The organism is Salinivibrio sp. ES.052, from assembly GCF_900141775.1.
Classification (GTDB): Bacteria; Pseudomonadota; Gammaproteobacteria; order Enterobacterales; family Vibrionaceae; genus Salinivibrio.
On the sequence record NZ_FSRI01000001.1, the window covers coordinates 243,840 to 264,753 of the forward strand.

The 20,914-nt window shown below is 49.2% G+C and carries 18 protein-coding genes; 17 read left to right on the forward strand and 1 reads right to left on the reverse strand.

What is annotated here, in order from left to right:
- Nucleotides 1-10: 10 nt before the first annotated feature.
- Nucleotides 11-1,204, forward strand: coding sequence for a flagellar hook-associated protein FlgL (flgL, locus tag BUQ98_RS01155; protein ID WP_074212113.1), 1,194 nt, complete (start codon nt 11-13; stop codon nt 1,202-1,204).
- 98 nt (nt 1,205-1,302) lie between these two features.
- Here flgL and BUQ98_RS01160 read toward each other — a convergent pair whose 3' ends face one another.
- Nucleotides 1,303-3,405, reverse strand: a complete 2,103-nt coding sequence (locus BUQ98_RS01160) for a tetratricopeptide repeat protein (protein WP_074212114.1) — start codon at nt 3,403-3,405, stop codon at nt 1,303-1,305.
- 447 nt (nt 3,406-3,852) lie between these two features.
- Here BUQ98_RS01160 and BUQ98_RS01165 point away from each other — a divergent pair, with 447 nt between their 5' ends.
- The 16 genes from BUQ98_RS01165 to BUQ98_RS01240 all read left to right on the forward strand — a co-directional run bounded on the left by BUQ98_RS01165 (nt 3,853) and on the right by BUQ98_RS01240 (nt 20,908).
- Nucleotides 3,853-4,995, forward strand: a complete 1,143-nt coding sequence (locus BUQ98_RS01165) for a flagellin (RefSeq protein ID WP_074212115.1) — start codon at nt 3,853-3,855, stop codon at nt 4,993-4,995.
- Nucleotides 4,996-5,262: 267 nt separating this feature from the next.
- Nucleotides 5,263-6,387 carry a flagellin gene (locus tag BUQ98_RS01170; protein WP_074212116.1) on the forward strand — a complete coding sequence of 375 codons (1,125 nt, stop codon included), beginning with the start codon at nt 5,263-5,265 and terminating at the stop codon, nt 6,385-6,387.
- Nucleotides 6,388-6,441: 54 nt separating this feature from the next.
- On the forward strand, nt 6,442-6,870 hold the full coding sequence (locus tag BUQ98_RS01175) for a flagellar protein FlaG (RefSeq protein ID WP_074212117.1): 429 nt from the start codon (nt 6,442-6,444) through the stop codon (nt 6,868-6,870).
- Between the two features lie 18 nt (nt 6,871-6,888).
- A complete protein-coding gene (gene fliD / locus BUQ98_RS01180; protein ID WP_074212118.1) occupies nt 6,889-8,247 on the forward strand; it encodes a flagellar filament capping protein FliD in 1,359 nt (452 codons plus the stop codon).
- A gap of 2 nt (nt 8,248-8,249) precedes the next feature.
- On the forward strand, nt 8,250-8,552 hold the full coding sequence (locus BUQ98_RS01185; protein WP_074212119.1) for a hypothetical protein: 303 nt from the start codon (nt 8,250-8,252) through the stop codon (nt 8,550-8,552).
- Between the two features lie 12 nt (nt 8,553-8,564).
- Complete coding sequence (fliS, locus tag BUQ98_RS01190) at nt 8,565-8,969, forward strand: flagellar export chaperone FliS (protein ID WP_074212120.1); 405 nt, start codon at nt 8,565-8,567, stop codon at nt 8,967-8,969.
- A gap of 163 nt (nt 8,970-9,132) precedes the next feature.
- On the forward strand, nt 9,133-10,617 hold the full coding sequence (locus tag BUQ98_RS01195; RefSeq protein ID WP_074212121.1) for a sigma-54 dependent transcriptional regulator: 1,485 nt from the start codon (nt 9,133-9,135) through the stop codon (nt 10,615-10,617).
- Nucleotides 10,618-10,755: 138 nt separating this feature from the next.
- A complete protein-coding gene (locus BUQ98_RS01200; protein WP_074212122.1) occupies nt 10,756-11,805 on the forward strand; it encodes a sensor histidine kinase in 1,050 nt (349 codons plus the stop codon).
- Complete coding sequence (locus BUQ98_RS01205; RefSeq protein ID WP_074212123.1) at nt 11,802-13,211, forward strand: sigma-54-dependent transcriptional regulator; 1,410 nt, start codon at nt 11,802-11,804, stop codon at nt 13,209-13,211. Before BUQ98_RS01200 ends, BUQ98_RS01205 begins: the two co-directional genes overlap by 4 nt.
- A gap of 110 nt (nt 13,212-13,321) precedes the next feature.
- Nucleotides 13,322-13,633 (forward strand): flagellar hook-basal body complex protein FliE, encoded by a 312-nt coding sequence (gene fliE / locus BUQ98_RS01210; RefSeq protein ID WP_074212124.1) that lies wholly within the window; start codon nt 13,322-13,324, stop codon nt 13,631-13,633.
- A gap of 15 nt (nt 13,634-13,648) precedes the next feature.
- Nucleotides 13,649-15,427, forward strand: a complete 1,779-nt coding sequence (fliF, locus tag BUQ98_RS01215; protein ID WP_074212125.1) for a flagellar basal-body MS-ring/collar protein FliF — start codon at nt 13,649-13,651, stop codon at nt 15,425-15,427.
- Entirely contained in the window at nt 15,417-16,472 is a 1,056-nt protein-coding gene (gene fliG / locus BUQ98_RS01220) for a flagellar motor switch protein FliG (protein ID WP_074212126.1), read from the forward strand. Before fliF ends, fliG begins: the two co-directional genes overlap by 11 nt.
- A gap of 32 nt (nt 16,473-16,504) precedes the next feature.
- The gene (locus tag BUQ98_RS01225; protein WP_074212127.1) at nt 16,505-17,458 is read left to right on the forward strand and encodes a flagellar assembly protein FliH; all 954 of its coding nucleotides are present in this window, start codon (nt 16,505-16,507) and stop codon (nt 17,456-17,458) included.
- The gene (gene fliI / locus BUQ98_RS01230; RefSeq protein ID WP_074212128.1) at nt 17,455-18,774 is read left to right on the forward strand and encodes a flagellar protein export ATPase FliI; all 1,320 of its coding nucleotides are present in this window, start codon (nt 17,455-17,457) and stop codon (nt 18,772-18,774) included. Before BUQ98_RS01225 ends, fliI begins: the two co-directional genes overlap by 4 nt.
- A gap of 3 nt (nt 18,775-18,777) precedes the next feature.
- On the forward strand, nt 18,778-19,227 hold the full coding sequence (gene fliJ, locus BUQ98_RS01235; protein ID WP_074212129.1) for a flagellar export protein FliJ: 450 nt from the start codon (nt 18,778-18,780) through the stop codon (nt 19,225-19,227).
- A 97-nt stretch (nt 19,228-19,324) separates the two neighbouring features.
- Nucleotides 19,325-20,908 (forward strand): flagellar hook-length control protein FliK, encoded by a 1,584-nt coding sequence (locus BUQ98_RS01240; RefSeq protein ID WP_074212130.1) that lies wholly within the window; start codon nt 19,325-19,327, stop codon nt 20,906-20,908.
- Nucleotides 20,909-20,914: the final 6 nt, after the last annotated feature.

Sequence of the window (20,914 nt, forward strand, 5' to 3'; positions counted from 1 at the left end):
GTCGTTCAGTATGATTAGTCGTATTGCCAGTTTCCATAATTATCAATCCGTCTCAAATGACATCATGCGCCAAAATGTCAAGGTGCAGGATAACCAAGAGCAGATGGCAACCGGAAAACGTGTGATAACGTCCGGCGATGATCCTGTCTCTTCGATCTATATTCAAAACTTTCGCCAGCAAGATGAACAGATTGACCAATTTATAGACTCAATCACCTTGGCGCGAAACCGGCAAACGCGCGAAGAGATCGCGATCGATGAATCAGAGCAGATCATGGATGGTGCAAAGCGCAAAGTGATGGCGATGATTAATGGTTCATTGTCAGTGGACGATCGCACTGCACACCGTCAAGATTTGCAAGGTATGTTCGATAATTTTATGAATTTGGTGAATACCAAAGATGAATCGGGCAATTTTTTATTTTCGGGGACTCAAACCAGTACACAGCCTTTTTACCGTGATAGCCAGGGTAATGTCCGTTATGCCGGCGACAGTTACTATCGCACCTCACGGGTCGCGCCAGCGGTTGAAGTGCCGACTTCCGATCCGGGCGATAAGATGTTTATGGAAATAGATAACCCCTTTGGTGATTATCAGCCGGAATATGACTTAGAAGACGGCTCACTCCTTTTGCTGGCCAAAGCGGAAAATAGCAATGATGCGGATAATGCGAGCTACTCGGTGTCGTTTGATGTCAATGCCAGTGGCGATACCACGTACTCATTGACTCAAGATGGTACAGAGGTCAGTGCCGGTCTATACGATCCGCAAACGGGCATTGAATGGAATACACTGAAAATGACCTTTGAAGGGGAGATGGAGCCAGGCGATACCATTACGCTCGCGAGGCAAGACTCCTTCAGTATTTTTGATTCATTTAAAAATGGTGCCGCTTTATCTTATGCGGATATCGACGATGCTTCAGCCACCGCTGAGCTTCATCAAGTGACAGAACAGTTTTCTGCTGCTTTTAAGCACTTGAACAAGGCGCGGTCAGAGGTGGGGACTCGCTTAACGACGCTCGACCGACAAGAGAGTATGCACAAAGACTTTAAGCTAGTGCTTAATCGCTCACTGGGCACCATGGAAGATTTGGATTATACCCAGGCAGCGATAGATATGAACGAAGACATGCTCGCACTACAAGCTTCCCAGCAGGCATTTGCTAAGACCAAAGATCTCTCACTGTTTAATTATATCTAACCCAAAGGTTAGGTGTTGGGTGACGGCAAGATGCCTGAGATAAATAAAAACGGGGCCGTGTCAGCGGCCCCGTTTTTATTGCTCTGGCCCATTCTTTTTTATCGGCAGAGATCGTCAACCATACGGTGTGCCATAGCCTCAAGCAGTGGCTGCTTGTCTTTGAGCATGGGCGGATAACTAAATGCATATTCGGCGTAACCCGGCATTGCATCGGGCGTTTGCATATTACTATTCTGATGGCCGGCAAAGAACACATAGCATGGGGTACCGACAGCAACGGTCAGTCTGTGTACTGCTGTGCCCGCGGTAAACACACCAGACAATTGTTTGATCGCATGCGCAGTACCCATAAAATCATTTTTTAGATCAAGTCCGGGTAAGGATACAATTTCAACGCCCGTCTGTTTCTTGATTTTGCTGAGTTCTTTCTCACTCTCACCATATTGCAAATTGACAAACTGGGCTCCAGGGCAAAGCTGGCGCACGGTATTTATCCAACCAGCCAACTCATCGCCCACCAAGTAGTGAATATTACGGGTGGCCGCGGCGAGGCCACTTCGCCAGCACACACCGAACACGGGACCTTGCTGATGTAGTTTGGCTAACGATGCTGTCCAAGGCGCATCGGTGGCGGTATTAGGGGCAATGTAGGTTTGCTGATAAAGATGGCGCTTAAAGTGTTGGAAGCACAAACCTGCCAACGATCCGCCGGCAATCCAACTATCAATATCAGCAAGGACATGCTCAGGCACTAAAATGTCTTTTCCGTCGGCGCGAGAAATCGGCACAATGTCCGTACTCGGAAAAGCGTGGCGCAATACAGGCTCCAGACGAGGGTCACAGCCTACATATACCTTACGAGCACGCTCAACGACCATGGCGACGTTGTGAAAATAGGAGAGCTCATCCCCCACACCTTGTTCAGGCATGATTAGCACGGCATCGGTCTGCGGTCGAGATAAGTCCCAGCGAGGCAAGTTGCCGTGATATTTGAGGCGTCGGCCGCATTCAATACCTGCTTCATTCGCGTGATAGAATTTCTCCCATGCCATTTGCGTGCGATAGACAAACGCCAGATTAAACTGCAGCGCCTGATCATCCGGCTGAGCGGCTAATAACGCCTCTAAACGGTGCTGTGCTTGGTCAATATTCCCCATATACCAATCAAGCTCGCCCAGTTGCGCATTTAACGTATTGGCTTGCTTGTCACTGACATGATCGAGGGCCTGTAAGTGGATCTGGTAGCAATCGGTTAATTTATCTTGGGTAAATTGATGGTGCTGCTTGAGCAGTTCGAAGGTGGCACGGGCATAAGCATAATGTAACTCACCGCGCTCAGGCTCATCACGCAAACACTGTTTGGCCAATTTGCTTGCTTCTAACCAGTTTGCTTCATTGAGGTATACCACCAGTAGCTGACGCAAAAATGCCGTGTCTTGTGTTTGCTTGTAAGTGGTTAAACAGCGCTGGCGCGCGCTAGCATACTCACCCAGTCCGGCTTCTGCGCGGATGAGTAACAGTTGCCAAACAGGATGCGCCTGTGCTTTGTCACTGCCACGTAGTAGCAGTTGTTGTGCTTTGCCGAACGCTTTCTGATCCAATGCTTGTTGTGCCAATGCCATCAGCGCAGGTGGGTAATCCGGCTCCAGCGTGAGTATGGTTTGGTAAAGTTGTTCCGCCTGCTCTGTGTGCCCGTCGGCGACCAAATTGGCTGCGACTGAGAGGGTTTTGTTTATTTCCTCGGCGAGCCCTTGATTTTTTAGCTGGTGGAGCTCGTCGCGTAGAGCATGTGTTCGGCGGCTTTCACCTTGCAGGCCCAGTTTGGCCGTCAACTGCTCTCGTAGATTAAGAATGTCTTGATTGGTGGGGGCTGCGGCAAATAATGATTCGACAATCTCTAATGCGGCTTTGTTGTGCCCTTGCTGCGTGAGCAATTGTGCTTTGTCAAATAAGAGGGAGAGATCATCGGGGGCGTGTTCAAGAGCATGTTCAAGGTGACGCATCGCTTGAGGATATAGACCCTCTTCAGCATCCAGTACCGCGAGAACCTGCCGGACTTGAACCGTGTTTGGCGCATGGTTCAGTATTTCTTCAAAGACTTGCCGTGCATCTGCCTTGTTTCCTTCCTGGTAAAGACGAATGCCAAGCTGGAACGCGTCATCCAGCGTCATATTTGTTTGACCGTCATTGTCGTGCGTCATCAGTTACATCGTCCTGTTTTTCGTGATTGCCTCGCTGTGATGTCAGGGACTGGCGAGCCTCTATGATCTCAAACATTAGCAAAAAATATGCCTCTCGTCCGAATGTTCACGAGGTTGGCCGCTTATTTGCAAGTCTCCTTGTGTACAAGAGAGGCAAACCTAAAGGCGAGGCGTTGCCGCCACCTTGCCGCTTGGTACAGAAAAACGGCAGCCTTTATGGTCTAAATGGCTTCTCCTATTCGACGAATTACAATTAAAGCTGTTGATTTTAAAGTAATTATAAAAGTTGGCATGCATATTGTATTTGATGAATCAAGCGGCCAGATTTTGAACGGGCTGATACTGAAACTGATTAACAAGCTGTTCCCGCAGCACCGCCATTTATACAGTGCAACACGTCGCGGGTAGGCTGTTTCGCAAAGCAAGCGAAAGTCAAAGGAGAGCAAAATGGGTGTAACAGTTAACACCAACGTGTCTGCGATGACTGCGCAGCGTTACCTGAATAAAGCGACCGATGAGTTGAATAATTCAATGGAACGTCTGTCGTCAGGTAGCCGAATTAACAGTGCTAAAGACGACGCGGCGGGTTTGCAGATTTCTAATCGATTGGTTGCCCAGACACGAGGCTTGGATGTGGCAATGCGAAATGCCAATGATGGTATTTCGATTGCGCAAACTGCTGAAGGGGCAATGCAAGAATCGACTAATATTTTGCAGCGTATGCGAGATCTTTCCTTGCAGTCTGCAAATGGTGCCAACGGTAAATCTGAGCGTGTGGCTATCCAAGAAGAGGTAGAAGCCCTTAAGGATGAGCTTAACCGGATTGCTGAAACCACGGCTTTCGGTGGACGTCGACTCCTTAACGGTTCGTTTGGCGAAGCATCTTTCCAAATTGGTGCCGATGCCGGTGAAGCGATCATCATGGGACTCTCGAGTATCCGTGCTGATGATTTCCGTATGGGCGGGGTCGAATTTACAGGCACCCAACCCAAATCGGCAGGATGGCAGGTTGACCCAGCGGCAGCAACGTTGCAGCTACAGTTCACGACCAAAGATGGACAAAATGTGAGCATGGCGATCGCAGCGAAAGCGGGTGATGATGTCGAAGAATTGGCCAGTTACATCAATGGTCAGTCTGGCGAAATGTTAACCGCATCGGTTGACGAAGAAGGCCAACTTCAAGTCTTTATGGAAGAAAATAAAGTTGAAGGTGCGGTTACCTTTGGGGGCGGGCTGGCAACATCATTGGGCTTGGTCTCTGGCAACGGTGACTTAGTGACGGCCGCAGATCTGGATGTATCGGATGTCGGCGGTGCACAAATGGCGATAGGGGTGATTGACTCAGCGATGCGTTATATCGATAGTCAACGGGCTGATTTGGGTGCGAAGCAAAACCGCCTCAGCCACACCATTAGCAACCTGTCGAACATTCAGGAAAACGTTTCTGCTTCGAATAGCCGGATCCGAGATACAGATTTTGCTCGTGAAACTACAGCAATGACTAAAGGACAGATCCTGCAGCAGGCTGGCACTTCAATGCTGGCGCAAGCGAAACAGATGCCGCAAGCGGCATTGAATCTTCTACAATAATTCTCGCCATCTCAGCACACGAAAAGCGGCAATCAATTGCCGCTTTTTTTATGCCATTTTTTCTCAAAATCCCGCTAAAGATATTTCTCCTTTGGGCGTTAACCTTCATAGCGCCTTACAGCACTGGTGTGAAAACACCGACAAGCACAGGTAAAAAAAAGCTAAAGCTTTCCTATCGTGCGCCGCTAAATGGGTTGTGAATAATTTTACACTGGTTTTCCCTGGTCAGCTGGGCGAAGCCGGACCTAGAACCAAAGGAGAATAGTTATGGCTATTACTGTTAACACTAACGTCCCTGCGATGACTGCTCAGCGCTTTTTGAATAACTCAACAGATGCGCTGAACAATTCAATGGAGCGTTTATCATCCGGTTCTCGCATCAACAGTGCTAAAGATGACGCGGCAGGCCTTCAGATTTCTAACCGTTTGATGGCTCAAAGCAGTGGCTTAGGTGTCGCAGTACGAAACGCGAATGACGGCATCTCAATGGCGCAAACCGCTGAAGGTGCGATGGAAGAGTCAAGCAACATCTTGCAACGTATGCGTGACTTGTCACTGCAATCGGCTAACGGTGCTAACGGTGACTCTGAGCGTGGCGCAATCCAAGAAGAGGTTGTCGCGTTGCAAGATGAGTTGAACCGTATTGCAGAAACCACCTCGTTCGGTGGCGCGAAGCTACTTAACGGCTCATTTGGTACGCGTTCATTCCAAGTCGGTTCGGATGCCGGTGAAGCGGTGATGATGGAGTTTAAAAACATCCGTGCTGACCACAGTGAAATGGGTGGCGCAAGCTTTACGGCTGCCAATGGTAAATCAGCAGGGTGGACAGCCACTGCAGGTGCAACCATGGCAATTAACATCACCAATGCGGATGGCACCTCAACGTCGATCAACGTAGCGGCGAAAGGCGGTGATGACATTGAGGAAATTGCGACCTACATTAATGGTCAGTCGCAAGACAAATTGAGTGCCTCTGTCACTGAAGACGGTGAGTTACAAATTGTCACAGCCTCTGGTTCTGATGCCACCTTTACAGGGGCGTTGGCTACATCGCTAGCCATGGGTACCAAAGTCGATGAAACCATTAAAGATGTGGATGTATCTTCGATGGGTGGCGCTCAAAAAGCGGTAGGTATGATTGATAATGCGATGCAGTTTATTGATTCTCACCGTGCTGAACTGGGTGCTAAGCAAAACCGCTTGAGTCATACGATTGCGAACTTGGATAACGTTAACGAGAATGTGTCGGCCTCTAACAGCCGGATCCGTGATGTTGACTTTGCCAAGGAAACCACCAACTTGACCAAGTCGCAGATTCTGCAGCAATCTGGTACGTCTATCCTGGCGCAAGCCAAGCAGGCACCGCAAGCCGCATTGAGCTTGCTCGGTTAACCATTCACGAGCGGCGGTTAAACACCGCCGCTACGTTATGGGAGGTGAATAGCAATGGACATTTCATCCGTTTCAAATTCATCCCTGCTGCACTCAACCCACTCTGATGGCACAAAGATTGCTAAAGATGTAAGAGTTGGAAGAACCCAACCCGATCCGGTTAGCCAGCACCAGCAGGCAGAGCGTCGAGAGGCGAGAGAATCAATGCAGCAACGGCGTGTTGAACAGTCACAGCGCATTGAGGACAATCGTCAGCTACAACGTAAGCAACTGGAAAGATTGGTCGAGCGGCTGGATGAGTTTATGTCCGACTTTAATAAAGGGCTCGCATTTCGTTTGGATGAAGACACAGGACGTAGCATCGTTACCGTTTATGAGATGAACAGTGGCGACATTATCCGTCAAATTCCAGAACAAGAGATGTTAGAACTTGCTAAGCAATTGTCGCAACACGCGCGAGGGCTTGTCAGAGAACAGGTATAACGAGGTGAGAGAGTCGTTATGAGTGTAAAACCAGCAGGCATGGGCGGTGGCATGGATATCAATGCCATGGTCACCAAAATCGTGGATGCTGAACGTGCACCCAAGCAAGAGCGGATTATTAAACGCACTAATGACGTTGAAACCGACATTAGTGCGTTTGGTCGCTTAAAAGATTCTCTCGCGACACTTAAAACCCAAATGTATGATTTTCGTCGTAACGAAGGCTTTTCGGCGAGAACGACCTCAGTGAGTCACCCCGACGTACTCAGTGCGACAGCAACACCGGACGCCATCCCTGGACGTTATCAGATTGATGTACAGCAACTTGCGGGGGCTCATAAGCTCGTATCGCCAGGCGTTGATCCTGATGCCTCGTTAGGGACGGGCAAACTGACGATTACCATGGGCAATCGTACCAGTGTGATCGATGTCCCTCAGGGCAAAGATAGCCTAGCCGATATTGTCCGAGCGATAAACAGCGATCCGAAAAACCCCGGCGTACAAGCTTCTCTCATACAAGATGATAGTGGCGCACGCATGGTGCTTAATGGCAACCAAACGGGGGCAGATAACCGCGTTGAGGTTAATGTCGATGCGCAAGTAGGTAGTGCGCTCCATCAGTTAGGCTTCAAAGCAGGGCAAGCTAATAACGGCATGACCCAAATGCAGGCAGCACAAGACGCTAAAATACTGATTGATGGTATTGCGTCGGTGTCCAGTACAACCAATACATTTGATAATGCCATCGAAGGTGTCTCGTTAGAAGTAGACCAAACCAGCAATAAGCCACTTTCACTGGCGGTGGAGCACGACCGAGAATCGGTACGCTCAACGATTACGTCATTTGTTGATAATTACAATGCGTTCTTCCGTGTCTCTCAAGCAGTTAGCCAATATGATCCCGAAACGCAACAAGGTGGTCCTTTGGCGGGCGAAAGTGTGATACGTACCGCAACCAGTCGGTTACGTAACTTATTTTCATCCCCGATAGAGAAAGCGCCTGAAGGGATGAAAACACTGAGTGAGCTCGGGGTAACGACCACCATGGATGGTCGTTTAGAAATCGATAATAAAGTGTTAGATCGCCAGCTGCGTCAAAACTTTAACGCACTGGAAGGGTTTTTTGGTGGCAATGATGGCTTTGCGCGTCAATTAGAGCAGGTGGTCAATGGGTTCACCGGCGCGGGTGGGGCGATCAGTAACCGTGAAAGCTCACTGTCAGAGCAAAAGCTGAGATTACGTGATGATCAGCGTGAATTAGATAGACGTATGGAAAGCTTAGAGTCGCGTACTATGCAACGTTTTTCTGCGATGGAAGAGGCGACATCGCAAATGCGTTCTCAGTTACAAGCCATGCAAAATATGATGCCAGGTTAATTATGGCAATAATGTCTGAATGGCTAACGGCATTGGAAGATATTGATGCGCTGATCGCGCAATATTTGACCGATGGTGATGTTGATTCAGAAAAATTGGCTCAACAATTGCATGACAGACAAGCGTTACTTGACCAGATTGCTGCATCGCCACAAAGGCCAAATAATCAGCAATGGTCAGAGGCGCTAGCACGAACAGAAACGCTCATTGATGCCCTTGAAGGGCATAAAGCCGATGCTGCCAAGCGCTTATTACAGCAGCGCAAGGGTAAGCAATCTGTGCAGCTGTATAAGAAATTTCAATAGGTGAGGAAGACTATGAGAGGCTCACTACAGGCCTATAAGAAGGTCTCTGTTGACAGTCAGTTAAGCGCCGCGTCGCCTCATAAGGTTATTCAGATGCTGATGGCCGGGGCTATTGAACGTTTAATTCAGGGCAAAGCCGCCATGGCACAAGGCGACTTATCCGTCAAAGGTGAGCGGTTAGGTAAAGCGCTAGATATCATTATTAATCTGCGTGCATGTCTATCAATGGATGATGGCGGTGATATTGCTGATAACCTAGACGCCATTTATGACTTTATGATTCGCCAGGTGAGTACCGCGAATTTGGAAAACAAACCGGAACCCATCGATGATGTGATTGAGTTATTACGAGAGATAAAATCCGCTTGGGACCAGATTCCAACCGAATACCATAATATGACCCAAGCGACCAGCTAAACTGCCTACCAAACCACTGACATGGCACAGGAGTCACAGGTTTACTGTGTCTCCGGTTGCCTTATGCGCGTTCTCTATTACAATGTCTTGATTAAAATTGAGATTGTTGTTGCTTACGAGCGACACAATAATAAAAAGTTATCAGGGCAGACGTATCTCACACATGCAAGATTTAGCAAAGATCCTTGTTATCGATGACGATGACCAGTTTCGTCACGATCTCGGCGTGATACTCGACTTTATCGGCGAGCGTTACGCGCTTCACGCGACGACGGATGTCAGTGATGCACTTTGGGAGCAAAACTGGGGCGCATGTTTTCTCGGCCACGTCCGCTCGACAGCACGACTTGAAAAAGTCCTTGAGCAGCTTGCGACCTATCATCACGTCCCTGTGATTGCGATTCGACGCCACGACCGTGAATTGTCTGGGTTGCCTAATTATGTGGGTGAGCTGGGCTTGCCCTTGAATTACCCGCAACTGTTTGATGCCTTGCATCATTGTCGCGAATTTTCAGGGAAGCAGGTTTTTAGTATTCCTCAGTTGTCCGGAGACAACACCGCCTTCCACAACATGGTTGGGAAGAGTGATGCTATAGAGCATGTACGTCATTTAATTGATCAGGTGGCGACAACTGAAGCCAGTGTCCTTATTTTAGGTGAATCCGGAACCGGTAAGGAAGTGGTCGCGCGCCATATTCATCATGCCTCGTCACGCACGTCTGGGCCCTTTGTACCCGTTAACTGCGGGGCTATCCCTGGTGAGTTACTAGAAAGTGAACTGTTCGGCCATGAAAAAGGGGCATTCACAGGCGCCATTTCAGCAAGAAAAGGGCGATTTGAGCTAGCGGAAGGTGGCACGCTGTTTTTGGATGAAATCGGTGATATGCCGATGCCCATGCAGGTCAAACTGTTACGCGTGCTGCAAGAGCGTACATTTGAACGCGTGGGAGGTAACAAAAGTATTCGTGCTAATGTTCGTGTTGTCGCAGCGACCCACCGTACGCTAGAAACCATGATCAAAGAAGGCGAGTTCCGAGAAGACTTGTATTATCGACTCAATGTCTTTCCCATCGAAATGCCAGCGTTACGTGAGCGCATTGACGATATCCCCTTACTGATCCACGAACTGATGTCTCGCCTTGACAGTGAGAGTTGTGGCCGAATTCATATATCACCACGTGCAATTAACTCACTGATGGAGCATGAATGGCCGGGTAATGTCCGTGAATTGGCCAACCTTATCGAGCGCTTGGTGATCCTTTATCCTGGGCAAATGGTGGACGTCAATCATCTTCCGGGGAAGTACCGCTACAGTGATATTCCTGAATTTCAACCGGAAGCTTACGCGGTAGAAGACACCGAGATGGCAGAGCGCGACGCCCTCACCGCGATGTTTAATGAGCCTGATGAGCCCATATTTGAAGAAAGCATGCCTGGTTTTGCCGATATGCCGAGCTTTTCGAGTTTGCCACCTGAAGGAGTCAACCTTAAAGAGACCCTTGCAGAGGTTGAAGTTGATCTGATCAAGCAGGCTCTTGAGGCACAATCAGGGGTAGTTGCTAGAGCGGCAGACATGCTCAGTATGCGACGTACGACCTTGGTGGAAAAGATGCGAAAGTACGGATTGAATAAGGAAGAGTTGATATAAATCCCCGAGGCGTCAAAAAGCGGAGTCAAAAAAATGACTTCGCTTTTTTATCTTCAACCTTCTGATAATACTGGCTATTTTTATGGCATAATCCCTGCTTAAGTGAGTGAAACCTTGATTGAAGCGTGTGTTACCTAAATGGAAACCCAATCCTCGCCACTGGGATCAGTGGATCAACAAGTTACTCGGTATAAGCAAGTCCTTGATGTCATGCCGGCAGGCGTTATCTTGCTTGATGCCAACGGGCGTGTTGCTGAGGCAAATCCTGAGGCGCATCGATTACTGGGAGAGCCGCTGACGCAACAGCGTTGGTTTGATGTGATACAGCGTGACTTTTCGCCGCGCGATGATGATGGGCACGAAGTATCACTGAAAGATGGTCGTCGAGTGAAGCTTGCGACCTCCGCATCTGACTCCGGGCAGCTTATTTTGATCACCGACATGACCGAAACCCGGCTATTGCAGTCTCGGGTCAGTGATTTACAGCGGTTATCGTCGTTAGGGAAAATGGTGGCATCACTGGCGCACCAAGTACGCACCCCCTTATCCAGTGCGATTCTGTATGCCTCTAATCTCGGTGCTCCCAATCTGAATAATACGACAAGACAACGTTTTCAATTTAAATTATTAGACCGTTTGCATGATTTAGAAAAACAAGTCAATGACATGCTGTTATTCGCCAAAGGCGGTGATAATAAAGTGGTTAAAGTATTCAGTGTCGAGCAATTATTCAATGAATTTGAACCGATGGTCGATGCGGTCATTCAAGGTCACGATGTTGATTTTGCCATTAATAGCGATAATGAGGGATTGACCTTACTGGGGAACCCGAATGCACTGGCCAGTGCGTTGAGTAATCTCGTTGTTAATGCCGTTCAGGTGGCGGGGAAAGGTTGCCAAGTGGTCGTCGACTCGCGTCGGCAAGGCGATAACCTCTTGCTCTCGGTGGCCGATAATGGACCAGGTATTGCCCCTGAATTACAAGCTAAAGTCCTAGAGCCTTTTTTTACCACGCGACAGCAAGGGACAGGCCTTGGCCTCGCCGTTGTTCAAATGGTGTGTCATGCCCATGAAGGGAAACTCACCTTACAATCTGAGCCTGGAAAAGGGGCCTGTTTTACACTGTGTTTGCCGCTCGCTAATAGCTCCTCGGCAGATCATGGTGAGTGCGTAGGAGAAACACAATGAGCCAAACAACAGTGCTAATTGTTGAAGATGATGAAGGGTTGCGCGAAGCACTTGTCGATACTTTAGCATTAGCTGGATATCATTGGCGGGAAGCAGACAGTGCTGAGCAAGCCTTGATCACGCTTAAATCGGAGGCGATCGATATTGTCGTCTCAGATGTGCAAATGGCAGGTATGGACGGGCTTGCACTCTTGCGTTCGATTAAAACGCATTTGCCGAATTTACCTGTGTTGTTAATGACAGCATACGCCAATATTGAGGATGCGGTTGCAGCGATGAAAGAAGGCGCTATTGACTACATGGCAAAGCCCTTTGCGCCTGAAGTGCTACTCAATATGGTTAGCCGATACGCACCAGTAAAAACGGACGATTCTGATGCCATCGCTGAAGACCCTAAAAGTATTGCATTATTAGCCCTAGCAGATAAAGTCGCGAATACTGACGCTAATGTGATGATCTTGGGCCCGTCGGGGTCGGGGAAAGAGGTGATGGCGCGCTATATCCATGACCACTCATCACGCGCCAATGCGACGTTTGTCGCGATTAATTGTGCTGCGATACCGGAAAACATGCTGGAAGCGACCTTGTTCGGTTATGAAAAAGGCGCGTTCACCGGGGCTGTGCAGGCCTGTCCCGGGAAATTTGAGCAGGCGCAAGGCGGCACTATTTTGCTCGATGAAATTAGCGAGATGGATTTAGGCTTACAAGCCAAGCTCTTGCGCGTGTTACAAGAGCGTGAAGTTGAGCGTTTAGGGGGCAGAAAAAGCATCCAGCTTGATCTGCGGGTACTCGCGACCAGTAACCGTGATTTAAAAGATTACGTTGCTCAAGGGCATTTTCGGGAAGATCTCTATTACCGTTTAAATGTATTCCCCATTATATGGCCAGCGCTCAGTGATCGACCCGGTGATATTATTCCACTGGCGCATTACTTGTTGTCACGGCATTGTCAAAAGCAAGGTTTGCCTTGCCCAACGTTGCAGGCCAATGCGGAGCAAAAACTATTAGCTTACGCTTGGCCGGGGAATGTGAGAGAGCTAGACAACGTGATGCAACGTGCGTTGATCTTGGCAACGCAATCGCATATTCAAGCCAATGATATTTTGCTTGAAGGGCAAGATTGGCAAGATGCGTCTAGCTTGCAACATAAAGTGATGAATACCGATGTTAACGAGCAGACGTCTGCTGATACATCAGTGCTACCGACTGAGGTTATTGATCAGCAGGGCAACGGTGCCGGATTGGGCCATGAATTACGAGACCAAGAGTTTTCAATCATTCTAGACACGATTCGTGCCTGTGAAGGACGGCGTAAAGATGTGGCTGAGCGGCTGGGGATCAGCCCCAGAACGTTGCGTTATAAACTGGCGAAAATGCGTGATGCAGGTATCGACATCCCCCAGTAAGCGATCAGGTTTGCAGGCCTTTGCTAAAGTGGTCTCAAAGTTGCAAACATAAAGATGTCTGATAAAAATCTGACTCAATTGACAAAATTTTGACACAGGAAGGACCGACGATGAAAGCCAACGCCCTAACGCAAGAGATGCAAGCCATGGCGGTTGCCGCGAAAAATGTGTCTCAACCCGCCACAGGACAGCAAGTCAGCCAAGAATTTGGCGATATGCTCTCCAGTGCGATCAATCATGTTAATGGGTTACAAAAGGCATCGGGTGAACTCGCGACGCGCTTTGATGAAGGCGATCGTAACGTGAGCTTATCGGATGTGATGATCGCTCGTAACAAATCCAGTGTGGCATTTGATGCTACGGTTCAAACGCGCAACAAGTTAGTTGAAGCGTATAAAGAATTAATGAACATGCCTGTTTAATTTAGGAATTAATCAGTGGCTGATGAAGAGAATCAAAATACCGATCTAGCGGTCTCAGATGGCGCAGCAGCATTGCCATCGGCCGATGCAGCGTTAGACGCAGAGCAAAACGCGCAAGATCTGGATGCATCAGAGCAGTCGGCGTCGTCTAATTCGATATTTGGCGATCTCGATATGGCACGTCAGCTTATCTTGGTGTTAGCGGTCGCGATCTGTGTCGCGCTGATCATGATGCTTTTTTTCTGGGTTCAAGAGCCTGAAATGCGGCCACTGGGAACGTATGAAACAGAAGAGCTGATCCCCGTTCTGGACCATCTTGATCAAAGCAAGGTTGATTACCAGCTGGATGGCAATACCGTCCGTGTCCCCTCAAGTGACTACTCCTCCATCCGTCTCGGGCTGACGCGAGCGGGCTTAAATACTGCCACGGCTGAGGGCGATGACATCTTGCTCAATGATATGGGTTTTGGCGTGTCGCAAAAGCTGGAGACAGAACGCTTAAAACTGAGCCGAGAGCGCCAGCTGGCAGCAGCGATTGAAGAAGTACGGCAAGTACGAAAAGCCAGAGTGCTGCTAGCTATGCCCAAGCAGAGTGTTTTTGTCCGTCATAATCAAGAAGCATCCGCGACTGTCTTTTTGACCCTCGGCGGCAGTAATACCCTAGGGCAAGAGGAAGTCGATTCGATTGTTGATATGGTCGCCTCTGCGGTGCCATCACTGAAACCGACTCGAGTCACCGTGACTGATCAACATGGGCGTTTGCTTAATTCGGGGAGTGAAGACCCTGCCTCTGCGGCGCGACGCAAAGAGTATGAATTAGAGCGTAAGCAAGAGCGCCAACTGCGTGAAAAAATCGATTCTATTTTGATCCCAGTATTGGGGTTAGGCAACTACACCTCTCAAGTGGATGTTGCACTTGATTTCAGCTCATTAGAAGAAACGCAAAGACAGTATAACCCGAACACACCCGCCACACGGAGTGAGTATACCCGTGAAGATTACAATGGCTCAGATCGTGTGGCGGGGATCCCCGGGGCACTGAGTAACCAACCGCCTGCAGATGCCTCCATCCCTGAAGATATTCAGGACCTAAAAAATGGTGCCGATGGCACAGGCTCGGTGAGCCGAGAAGCAACGCGCAACTTTGAATTAGATACCACCATTCGCCACCGACGTGCACAGTCCGGGGTCATTGATCGCCAAACTGTTTCGGTGGCGGTAAATTTCAAGCAAAGTATCGACCCTGAAAGCGGCGATGTGGTTAAACAGCCTTTATCAGACGATGAACTGACAAAAATCCGTCGTCTATTGATGGGCGGGGTGGGTTTTAGCGAGCAGCGTGGCGATGTGCTTGAAGTGATTGCGGTTCCCTTTGTGGAGCCAGAGCAAGAAATGGCGCAAGATATCCCTATCTGGGAGCATCCAAACTTTAATGACTGGGTACGTTGGTTAGCGGCAGCCTTAGTCATCATCGTTATTATAGTGGTCTTGGTTCGCCCAGCGATGAAAAAACTGTTGTATCCAAATATCGATGAAGATGGCAACACTGTTGGCCCCAATGGTGAAATTCTTGGTCCAGACGGTTTACCTATCACCCCAGAAGGGGACGATGTTGGCTTAATCGGCTCTGAGCTTGATGGCTCGAGTAATTTTGCAATGTCTGCATCGGATGTGGAGTTGCCGAATTTACACAAAGACGCAGATTTATTGAAAGCGGTACGGGCATTGGTCGCGAACGAGCCAGACTTGGCCGCACAAGCAGTGAAAAATTGGGTGACCGAAGATGGCAAATGAAGTCGCAACCACCGGCGGTGAAGAGCAGGCAGGCTCAAATTTTGATATCAACTCTTTAAGTGGAATTGAGAAAGCAGCCATTTTGCTACTCAGTTTAAGTGAACAAGATGCGGCGAGTATTATTCGTCATCTTGAGCCTAAGCAGGTGCAGAGGGTGGGATCGGCGATGACATCAATGACCGATCTCAACTCCGATAAGGTCGCCGCGGTGCATCGCGCTTTCTTGGAGGAGATTCAAAAATATACTTCCATCGGCATGGGTAGTGAAGACTTTGTACGTAATGCCTTGGTCGCAGCATTGGGTGAGGATAAAGCGACTAACCTCGTCGATCAGATCCTGATGGGAAGTGGTTCGAAAGGTCTAGACTCACTGAAATGGATGGATCCTCGTCAAGTCGCCAGTATCATTATTAATGAGCACCCTCAGATTCAAACTATTGTATTGTCGTATTTAGATCCTGAGCACTCGGCTGAGATTCTTTCCCAGTTTGTTGAACGAGATCGACTTGATTTGATGATGCGGATTGCCAATCTTGAAGAAGTTCAACCTGCCGCCTTGCACGAACTCAATGAGATCATGGAGAAGCAATTTGCGGGTCAAGCGGGCGCTCAAGCTGCCAAGATTGGTGGCTTGAAAGCGGCAGCCGAAATCATGAACTATATGGACAACAGTGTTGAAGGCGTGTTGATGGACTCCATTCGCGATCAAGACGAAGAGATGGCATCGCAAATCCAAGATCTGATGTTCGTATTTGACAACTTGATCGATGTGGATGATCGAGGTATTCAGACGCTACTGCGTGATGTGCCACAAGAAGTGTTACAAAAAGCCCTCAAGGGGGCAGAAGACAATCTGCGCGAGAAAATTTATCGCAATATGTCCAAACGTGCGGCGGAAATGCTGCAAGATGATATTGAAGCCATGGGTCCCGTTCGAGTCTCAGATGTGGAGGGGGCTCAAAAAGAAATCCTCTCTGTTGCGCGTCGCCTTGCTGATGCTGGAGAGCTTATGCTCACCGGTGGTGGTGGTGATGAATTCGTGTAAGCCGTTCCCTTTAGGGTAGAGGTCATCCATCAATGAGTCTAGATAAACGCCGTGGCTATATTCGTGCAGATCAAGCTGACGCAGAAGCTATTGATCGTTGGGCACTGCCGCCCTATGACGAGCGAGAAAACCTGCCCAGAGACACCGCGCTTAATTATGATCCTAGCTGGGAGCCAGAGGCAGACGTCGAGCCGGAAGAGAGTGAACCGGCACCAGAGCCGCTCACCGCTGATGCTTTAGAGGCCATTCGTCAACAAGGCTATGACGAAGGTTACGAGGAAGGTAAACAACTGGGTCACCGTGAAGGGCTGGACGCTGGTCTCGAAGAAGGGCACGAAAAGGGCCATGAAGAGGGGAAAAAGGCGGGCTTTGAGCAAGGTGTTGCAGAAGGCAAAGCCTTGATTGAAGAGCGTTGTCAGCACCTTGATACGATTCTTAACCAGTTGAGCCACCCTCTTGAAAAGCTGGACTTAGATGTAGAGCAGCAATTATTGATCATGGTACAAGCGCTGACCAAATCGTTGACGGGGGTTGAGTTAGAAACCAACCCTCAGGTGATTTTACAGACATTACGAGCATCGATTGCAGCGTTGCCAGTGGCCGATCATCCGGTGACTGCGGCATTGCACCCCGACGACTATGCCATTGTTAGCGATGCTTATGATGAGGAGATGTTGTCATCGCGTGATTGGACATTGCAATCTGAACCTGCGTTATCCCGGGGTGATGTGCATGTCAAAGCGAAAGATTCGGTGGTTGATTATCAATATAATGAGCGAGTCGATGCCTTACTACGCGATTTCCAAGGGCAGAACCAGTCACGTCAATCCACGTCAAAGGGGCAATCAGGACCAGAGCCCGTTGATCCTGGCTCTCACTTCACGCCAAGCGCTGATGACAAGAAAACATCGGCCGAGCAGCTAAATACCGATGAACAGGGCGATAATCGCTCCCCGTCATCAACGGATGACGAAGAATCATCATGAGCCAGCTTGCTGAGCGTCTAAAGCAGTGTCAACTAGACAACTTGGCCCCCAAACCAGTTGCGTCTGGTAAGCTGGTGCGCATGGTTGGCTTAACGCTTGAAGCCATTGGCTGCCGCGCACCGATAGGCTCGGTCTGCTCCGTTGAGACGTTAAGCGGCACTATCGAAGCTGAGGTAGTGGGATTTTCCGGGGAATTATTATACTTGATGCCGAATGAGCAGGTCTCTGGTGTTTTACCGGGAGCCCGAGTTACCCCATTATCAGAGCGCAGCCAACTCTCCGTGGGCATGGAACTTCTTGGGCGTGTTATCGACGGTATGGGCAACCCTTTAGATGGTAAAGGGGCGATTTATACCGATAAACAAGCCAGTTTAGAGGGAACACCGATTAACCCATTATCAAGACAGCCGATTAGAGAGCCGCTCGATGTGGGGATTAAAGCCATTAATGGTCTATTAACGGTCGGTAAAGGGCAGCGGATAGGTTTGTTTGCTGGCTCTGGTGTGGGTAAATCAGTGACTCTCGGCATGATGACACGTGGTACGACCGCTCAAGTCGTGGTTGTAGGGTTGATCGGCGAGCGTGGTCGTGAGGTAAAAGAGTTTATCGATGACATATTGGGAGACGAAGGGCGAGCGCGTGCCGTTGTCGTGGCTGCTCCTGCCGATTCTTCGCCACTCGTGCGGCTCAAAGGTTGCCAGACTGCCCTGACTATCGCAGAGTACTTTCGAGACTTGGGGCTGGATGTACTTTTGTTAATGGACTCGTTAACACGCTTTGCTCAAGCGCAGCGTGAAATTGCGTTATCAGTGGGCGAACCACCTGCCACAAAAGGCTATCCTCCTTCGGTATTTGCACGCCTACCATCTCTTGTCGAGCGGGCAGGTAATGGCGCCGCGGGGCAAGGTTCGATTACCGCCTTTTTTACCGTATTGACAGAAGGTGACGATTTACAAGATCCGATCGCGGATGCTGCGCGGGCTATTCTTGATGGGCACATCGTACTGTCTCGTGAATTGGCCGATGGTGGGCATTATCCAGCAATCGATGTTGAGCGCTCTGTGAGCCGTGTCATGCCGAACATTACCAGTGATGAGCAAATTCTAATGTCTAAGGCGGTGCGGCAAGTCTTGTCCGTTTGTCGGAAAAACCAAGACTTGGTATCGATTGGCGCGTATAAGCCAGGCAGTGATGCTGCGGTTGATCAGGCTTTTAGTTTGAAGCCTAAGTTGGAGAATTATTTACAACAGGGCATGAAGGAAGTCGTTCCTTTTGATATGTGTATCAATATGTTGCGTTCCACGTTGCAGGGATAATTTATGGCTGATCATGCACTTCGCTTATTGTTAGAGAAAGCCCAAGATGATGAGAAGCAGGCGCAGCTTACCGTCAGTGCCGCTCAGCAATCACTGGATGATTATTACCGCCAACTTCAGCAAATTGAGCAATATCGGCTTGAATATTGCCGACAAATGTCAGAACGCGGGCAGTCAGGTCTCTCCGCAAGTGCCTTTGGTCACTTAAATAAGTTTATTGTTCAACTGGACGAAACACTCGCCAAACAACGCGATGCAGAACAGCAATTTAAAGATCACTTAGCGCAATGCCGCGAAACCTGGCAACAAACGCGTCAACATCGGCAATCCCTTGAGTGGTTAATTGAAAAGCGAGATCGTGAAGAAGCAGAGCGTGCTCGCTACCAAGAACAGCGACAAATGGATGAAATGGCAGCGATTATCGCACGTCGTCGTCCCTCTCCTTTCTCGTAACGCTAAAATGGCGCGATAATTGCTTTGTCATTACCGACATGCCAGCTCACTGAGGCTCGGCTCAAGGGGATAACCATAAGGTAATGATGAGAATCGTATGACGCAGTCTACTCTGACGCTTTCCAACCTCTCGACCCAAACTCCCCCCGCGCCCAATGAGGGAACGCCAGGGGAAGTTAAAGGTGAAAAAAACACAGGTTTTTTAGCTGCTTTGCGCCAGTCAATGGATGGTAAAGGTGAGCAAGGTGACGTGCCGATTAAACTGACCCAAGATGGTAAAACATTACTGGTAGATGGTCAGGCGATTGATGCGGAGGCAATGCTCGCTGACGGTATGTTTAGTGAAGCTGAAATGGCAAAAATTGCCGATATGACGGCAATGGAAGAAAGTCAGTCACTCCTCATGCGCTTGAACCAGGCGGCAGAGATGTTAAAAGGCAAATCCTTGCCTGCCGATGCGGAGTCAACAGCGTTATCCGCTGCTGGATTAACAATGTTGCAAGCGGACAGAGAGGAAAAGGGACGTGCTGATACGTCGATTGATCACGATGCATTGCTTGCTGAGTTGTCTAAGTCATTGCCTGATGAGGTGTCCGCAGAGAAAGTCTTAGAACAGCTGTCGCCGGAGCAACTTGCTGCCCTTGTCGCCCAAGTGAAAGCTGAGCAATCAAGTCATCCCAGTCAGGGGAGTGGGGGGGCTTTAGAACAACGCCCTGGCCATGCTATCGCGCTAGAAACAAACGGTGAAGGACAGGCAAAAAACAAAGCGTTAGAGTCGGAGGGAGCCGCGATAAAATGGGCGACCACTAAGGCCCAACAAGACAACGATAATGCCGCCGCTATCAGTAAAGACAAAGATATCATGGCTAAAGACATGCTCTCAAAGGAAGGCGCAACAACGTTAAAAGGCAGTGAGCTTACTGATAAACTGCGCCATACTGCTATTCACTCTGATGCCAAACAAGGTGCAAATGCTAACCCTAATGCGGCTTCACTCCTGGCTGAACAACGAGGTCAGCCGAACAGTCTTAATAAAGCCGCACTAAAAGCGATGGCCGAGCAAGCGACCCAAGCAGACGCACTGGCGGGCAGTAGTGCATCTAGCGCGGGAGAAGGCGGGACAAGAACTGAAAGTTTAGTACAGCAATTAGCCAGCCGTTTAGGTGGTGCATCGGCACAAGCAACGACGTCACGACAAGACACTCAAGCGGCACAGAACGCACAAGCGCCTCTCCCTTTAGGACAAACACCGACAGAAGCCGGCGCTGCACTGAATGAGCGTATCAATGTCATGTTGTCAAAAAACCTCAAGCAGGTTGATATTCGACTTGATCCGCCAGAGTTGGGGCGAATGCAGATAAAACTGGGAATGAATAATGATCAAGCTACAGTGCACATTACGGTGGCTAACCAGCAGGCTCGTGATGCCGTTGAACAGGCCATGCCACGTCTTCGTGATATGCTGCAGCAGCAAGGTTTACAGTTAGCCCAAGGTTCGGTTCAACAGCAAGATAGCGGTGCTCAGCAAATGGCATCAGGTCAGCAAAACGATGCTGGATCAGGACACACGGGAGGCTCATCATTAGGCTCTAAGGCTGGGGATGATACCGATGAGGCTATGTTAGCCAGTCAAACGTTACACGTTTCACATAGTGATCGCGCGGTTGATTACTATGCTTAAACTGAC

What these genes read in the sequence shown, in the direction of transcription:
- flgL (WP_074212113.1), top strand. Translation starts at nt 11, where the DNA reads ATGATTAGTCGTATTGCCAGTTTCCATAATTATCAATCCGTCTCAAAT.
- BUQ98_RS01160 (WP_074212114.1), bottom strand. Translation starts at nt 3,405, where the DNA reads ATGACGCACGACAATGACGGTCAAACAAATATGACGCTGGATGACGCG.
- BUQ98_RS01165 (WP_074212115.1), top strand. Translation starts at nt 3,853, where the DNA reads ATGGGTGTAACAGTTAACACCAACGTGTCTGCGATGACTGCGCAGCGT.
- BUQ98_RS01170 (WP_074212116.1), top strand. Translation starts at nt 5,263, where the DNA reads ATGGCTATTACTGTTAACACTAACGTCCCTGCGATGACTGCTCAGCGC.
- BUQ98_RS01175 (WP_074212117.1), top strand. Translation starts at nt 6,442, where the DNA reads ATGGACATTTCATCCGTTTCAAATTCATCCCTGCTGCACTCAACCCAC.
- fliD (WP_074212118.1), top strand. Translation starts at nt 6,889, where the DNA reads ATGAGTGTAAAACCAGCAGGCATGGGCGGTGGCATGGATATCAATGCC.
- BUQ98_RS01185 (WP_074212119.1), top strand. Translation starts at nt 8,250, where the DNA reads ATGGCAATAATGTCTGAATGGCTAACGGCATTGGAAGATATTGATGCG.
- fliS (WP_074212120.1), top strand. Translation starts at nt 8,565, where the DNA reads ATGAGAGGCTCACTACAGGCCTATAAGAAGGTCTCTGTTGACAGTCAG.
- BUQ98_RS01195 (WP_074212121.1), top strand. Translation starts at nt 9,133, where the DNA reads ATGCAAGATTTAGCAAAGATCCTTGTTATCGATGACGATGACCAGTTT.
- BUQ98_RS01200 (WP_074212122.1), top strand. Translation starts at nt 10,756, where the DNA reads ATGGAAACCCAATCCTCGCCACTGGGATCAGTGGATCAACAAGTTACT.
- BUQ98_RS01205 (WP_074212123.1), top strand. Translation starts at nt 11,802, where the DNA reads ATGAGCCAAACAACAGTGCTAATTGTTGAAGATGATGAAGGGTTGCGC.
- fliE (WP_074212124.1), top strand. Translation starts at nt 13,322, where the DNA reads ATGAAAGCCAACGCCCTAACGCAAGAGATGCAAGCCATGGCGGTTGCC.
- fliG (WP_074212126.1), top strand. Translation starts at nt 15,417, where the DNA reads ATGGCAAATGAAGTCGCAACCACCGGCGGTGAAGAGCAGGCAGGCTCA.
- BUQ98_RS01225 (WP_074212127.1), top strand. Translation starts at nt 16,505, where the DNA reads ATGAGTCTAGATAAACGCCGTGGCTATATTCGTGCAGATCAAGCTGAC.
- fliI (WP_074212128.1), top strand. Translation starts at nt 17,455, where the DNA reads ATGAGCCAGCTTGCTGAGCGTCTAAAGCAGTGTCAACTAGACAACTTG.
- fliJ (WP_074212129.1), top strand. Translation starts at nt 18,778, where the DNA reads ATGGCTGATCATGCACTTCGCTTATTGTTAGAGAAAGCCCAAGATGAT.
- BUQ98_RS01240 (WP_074212130.1), top strand. Translation starts at nt 19,325, where the DNA reads ATGACGCAGTCTACTCTGACGCTTTCCAACCTCTCGACCCAAACTCCC.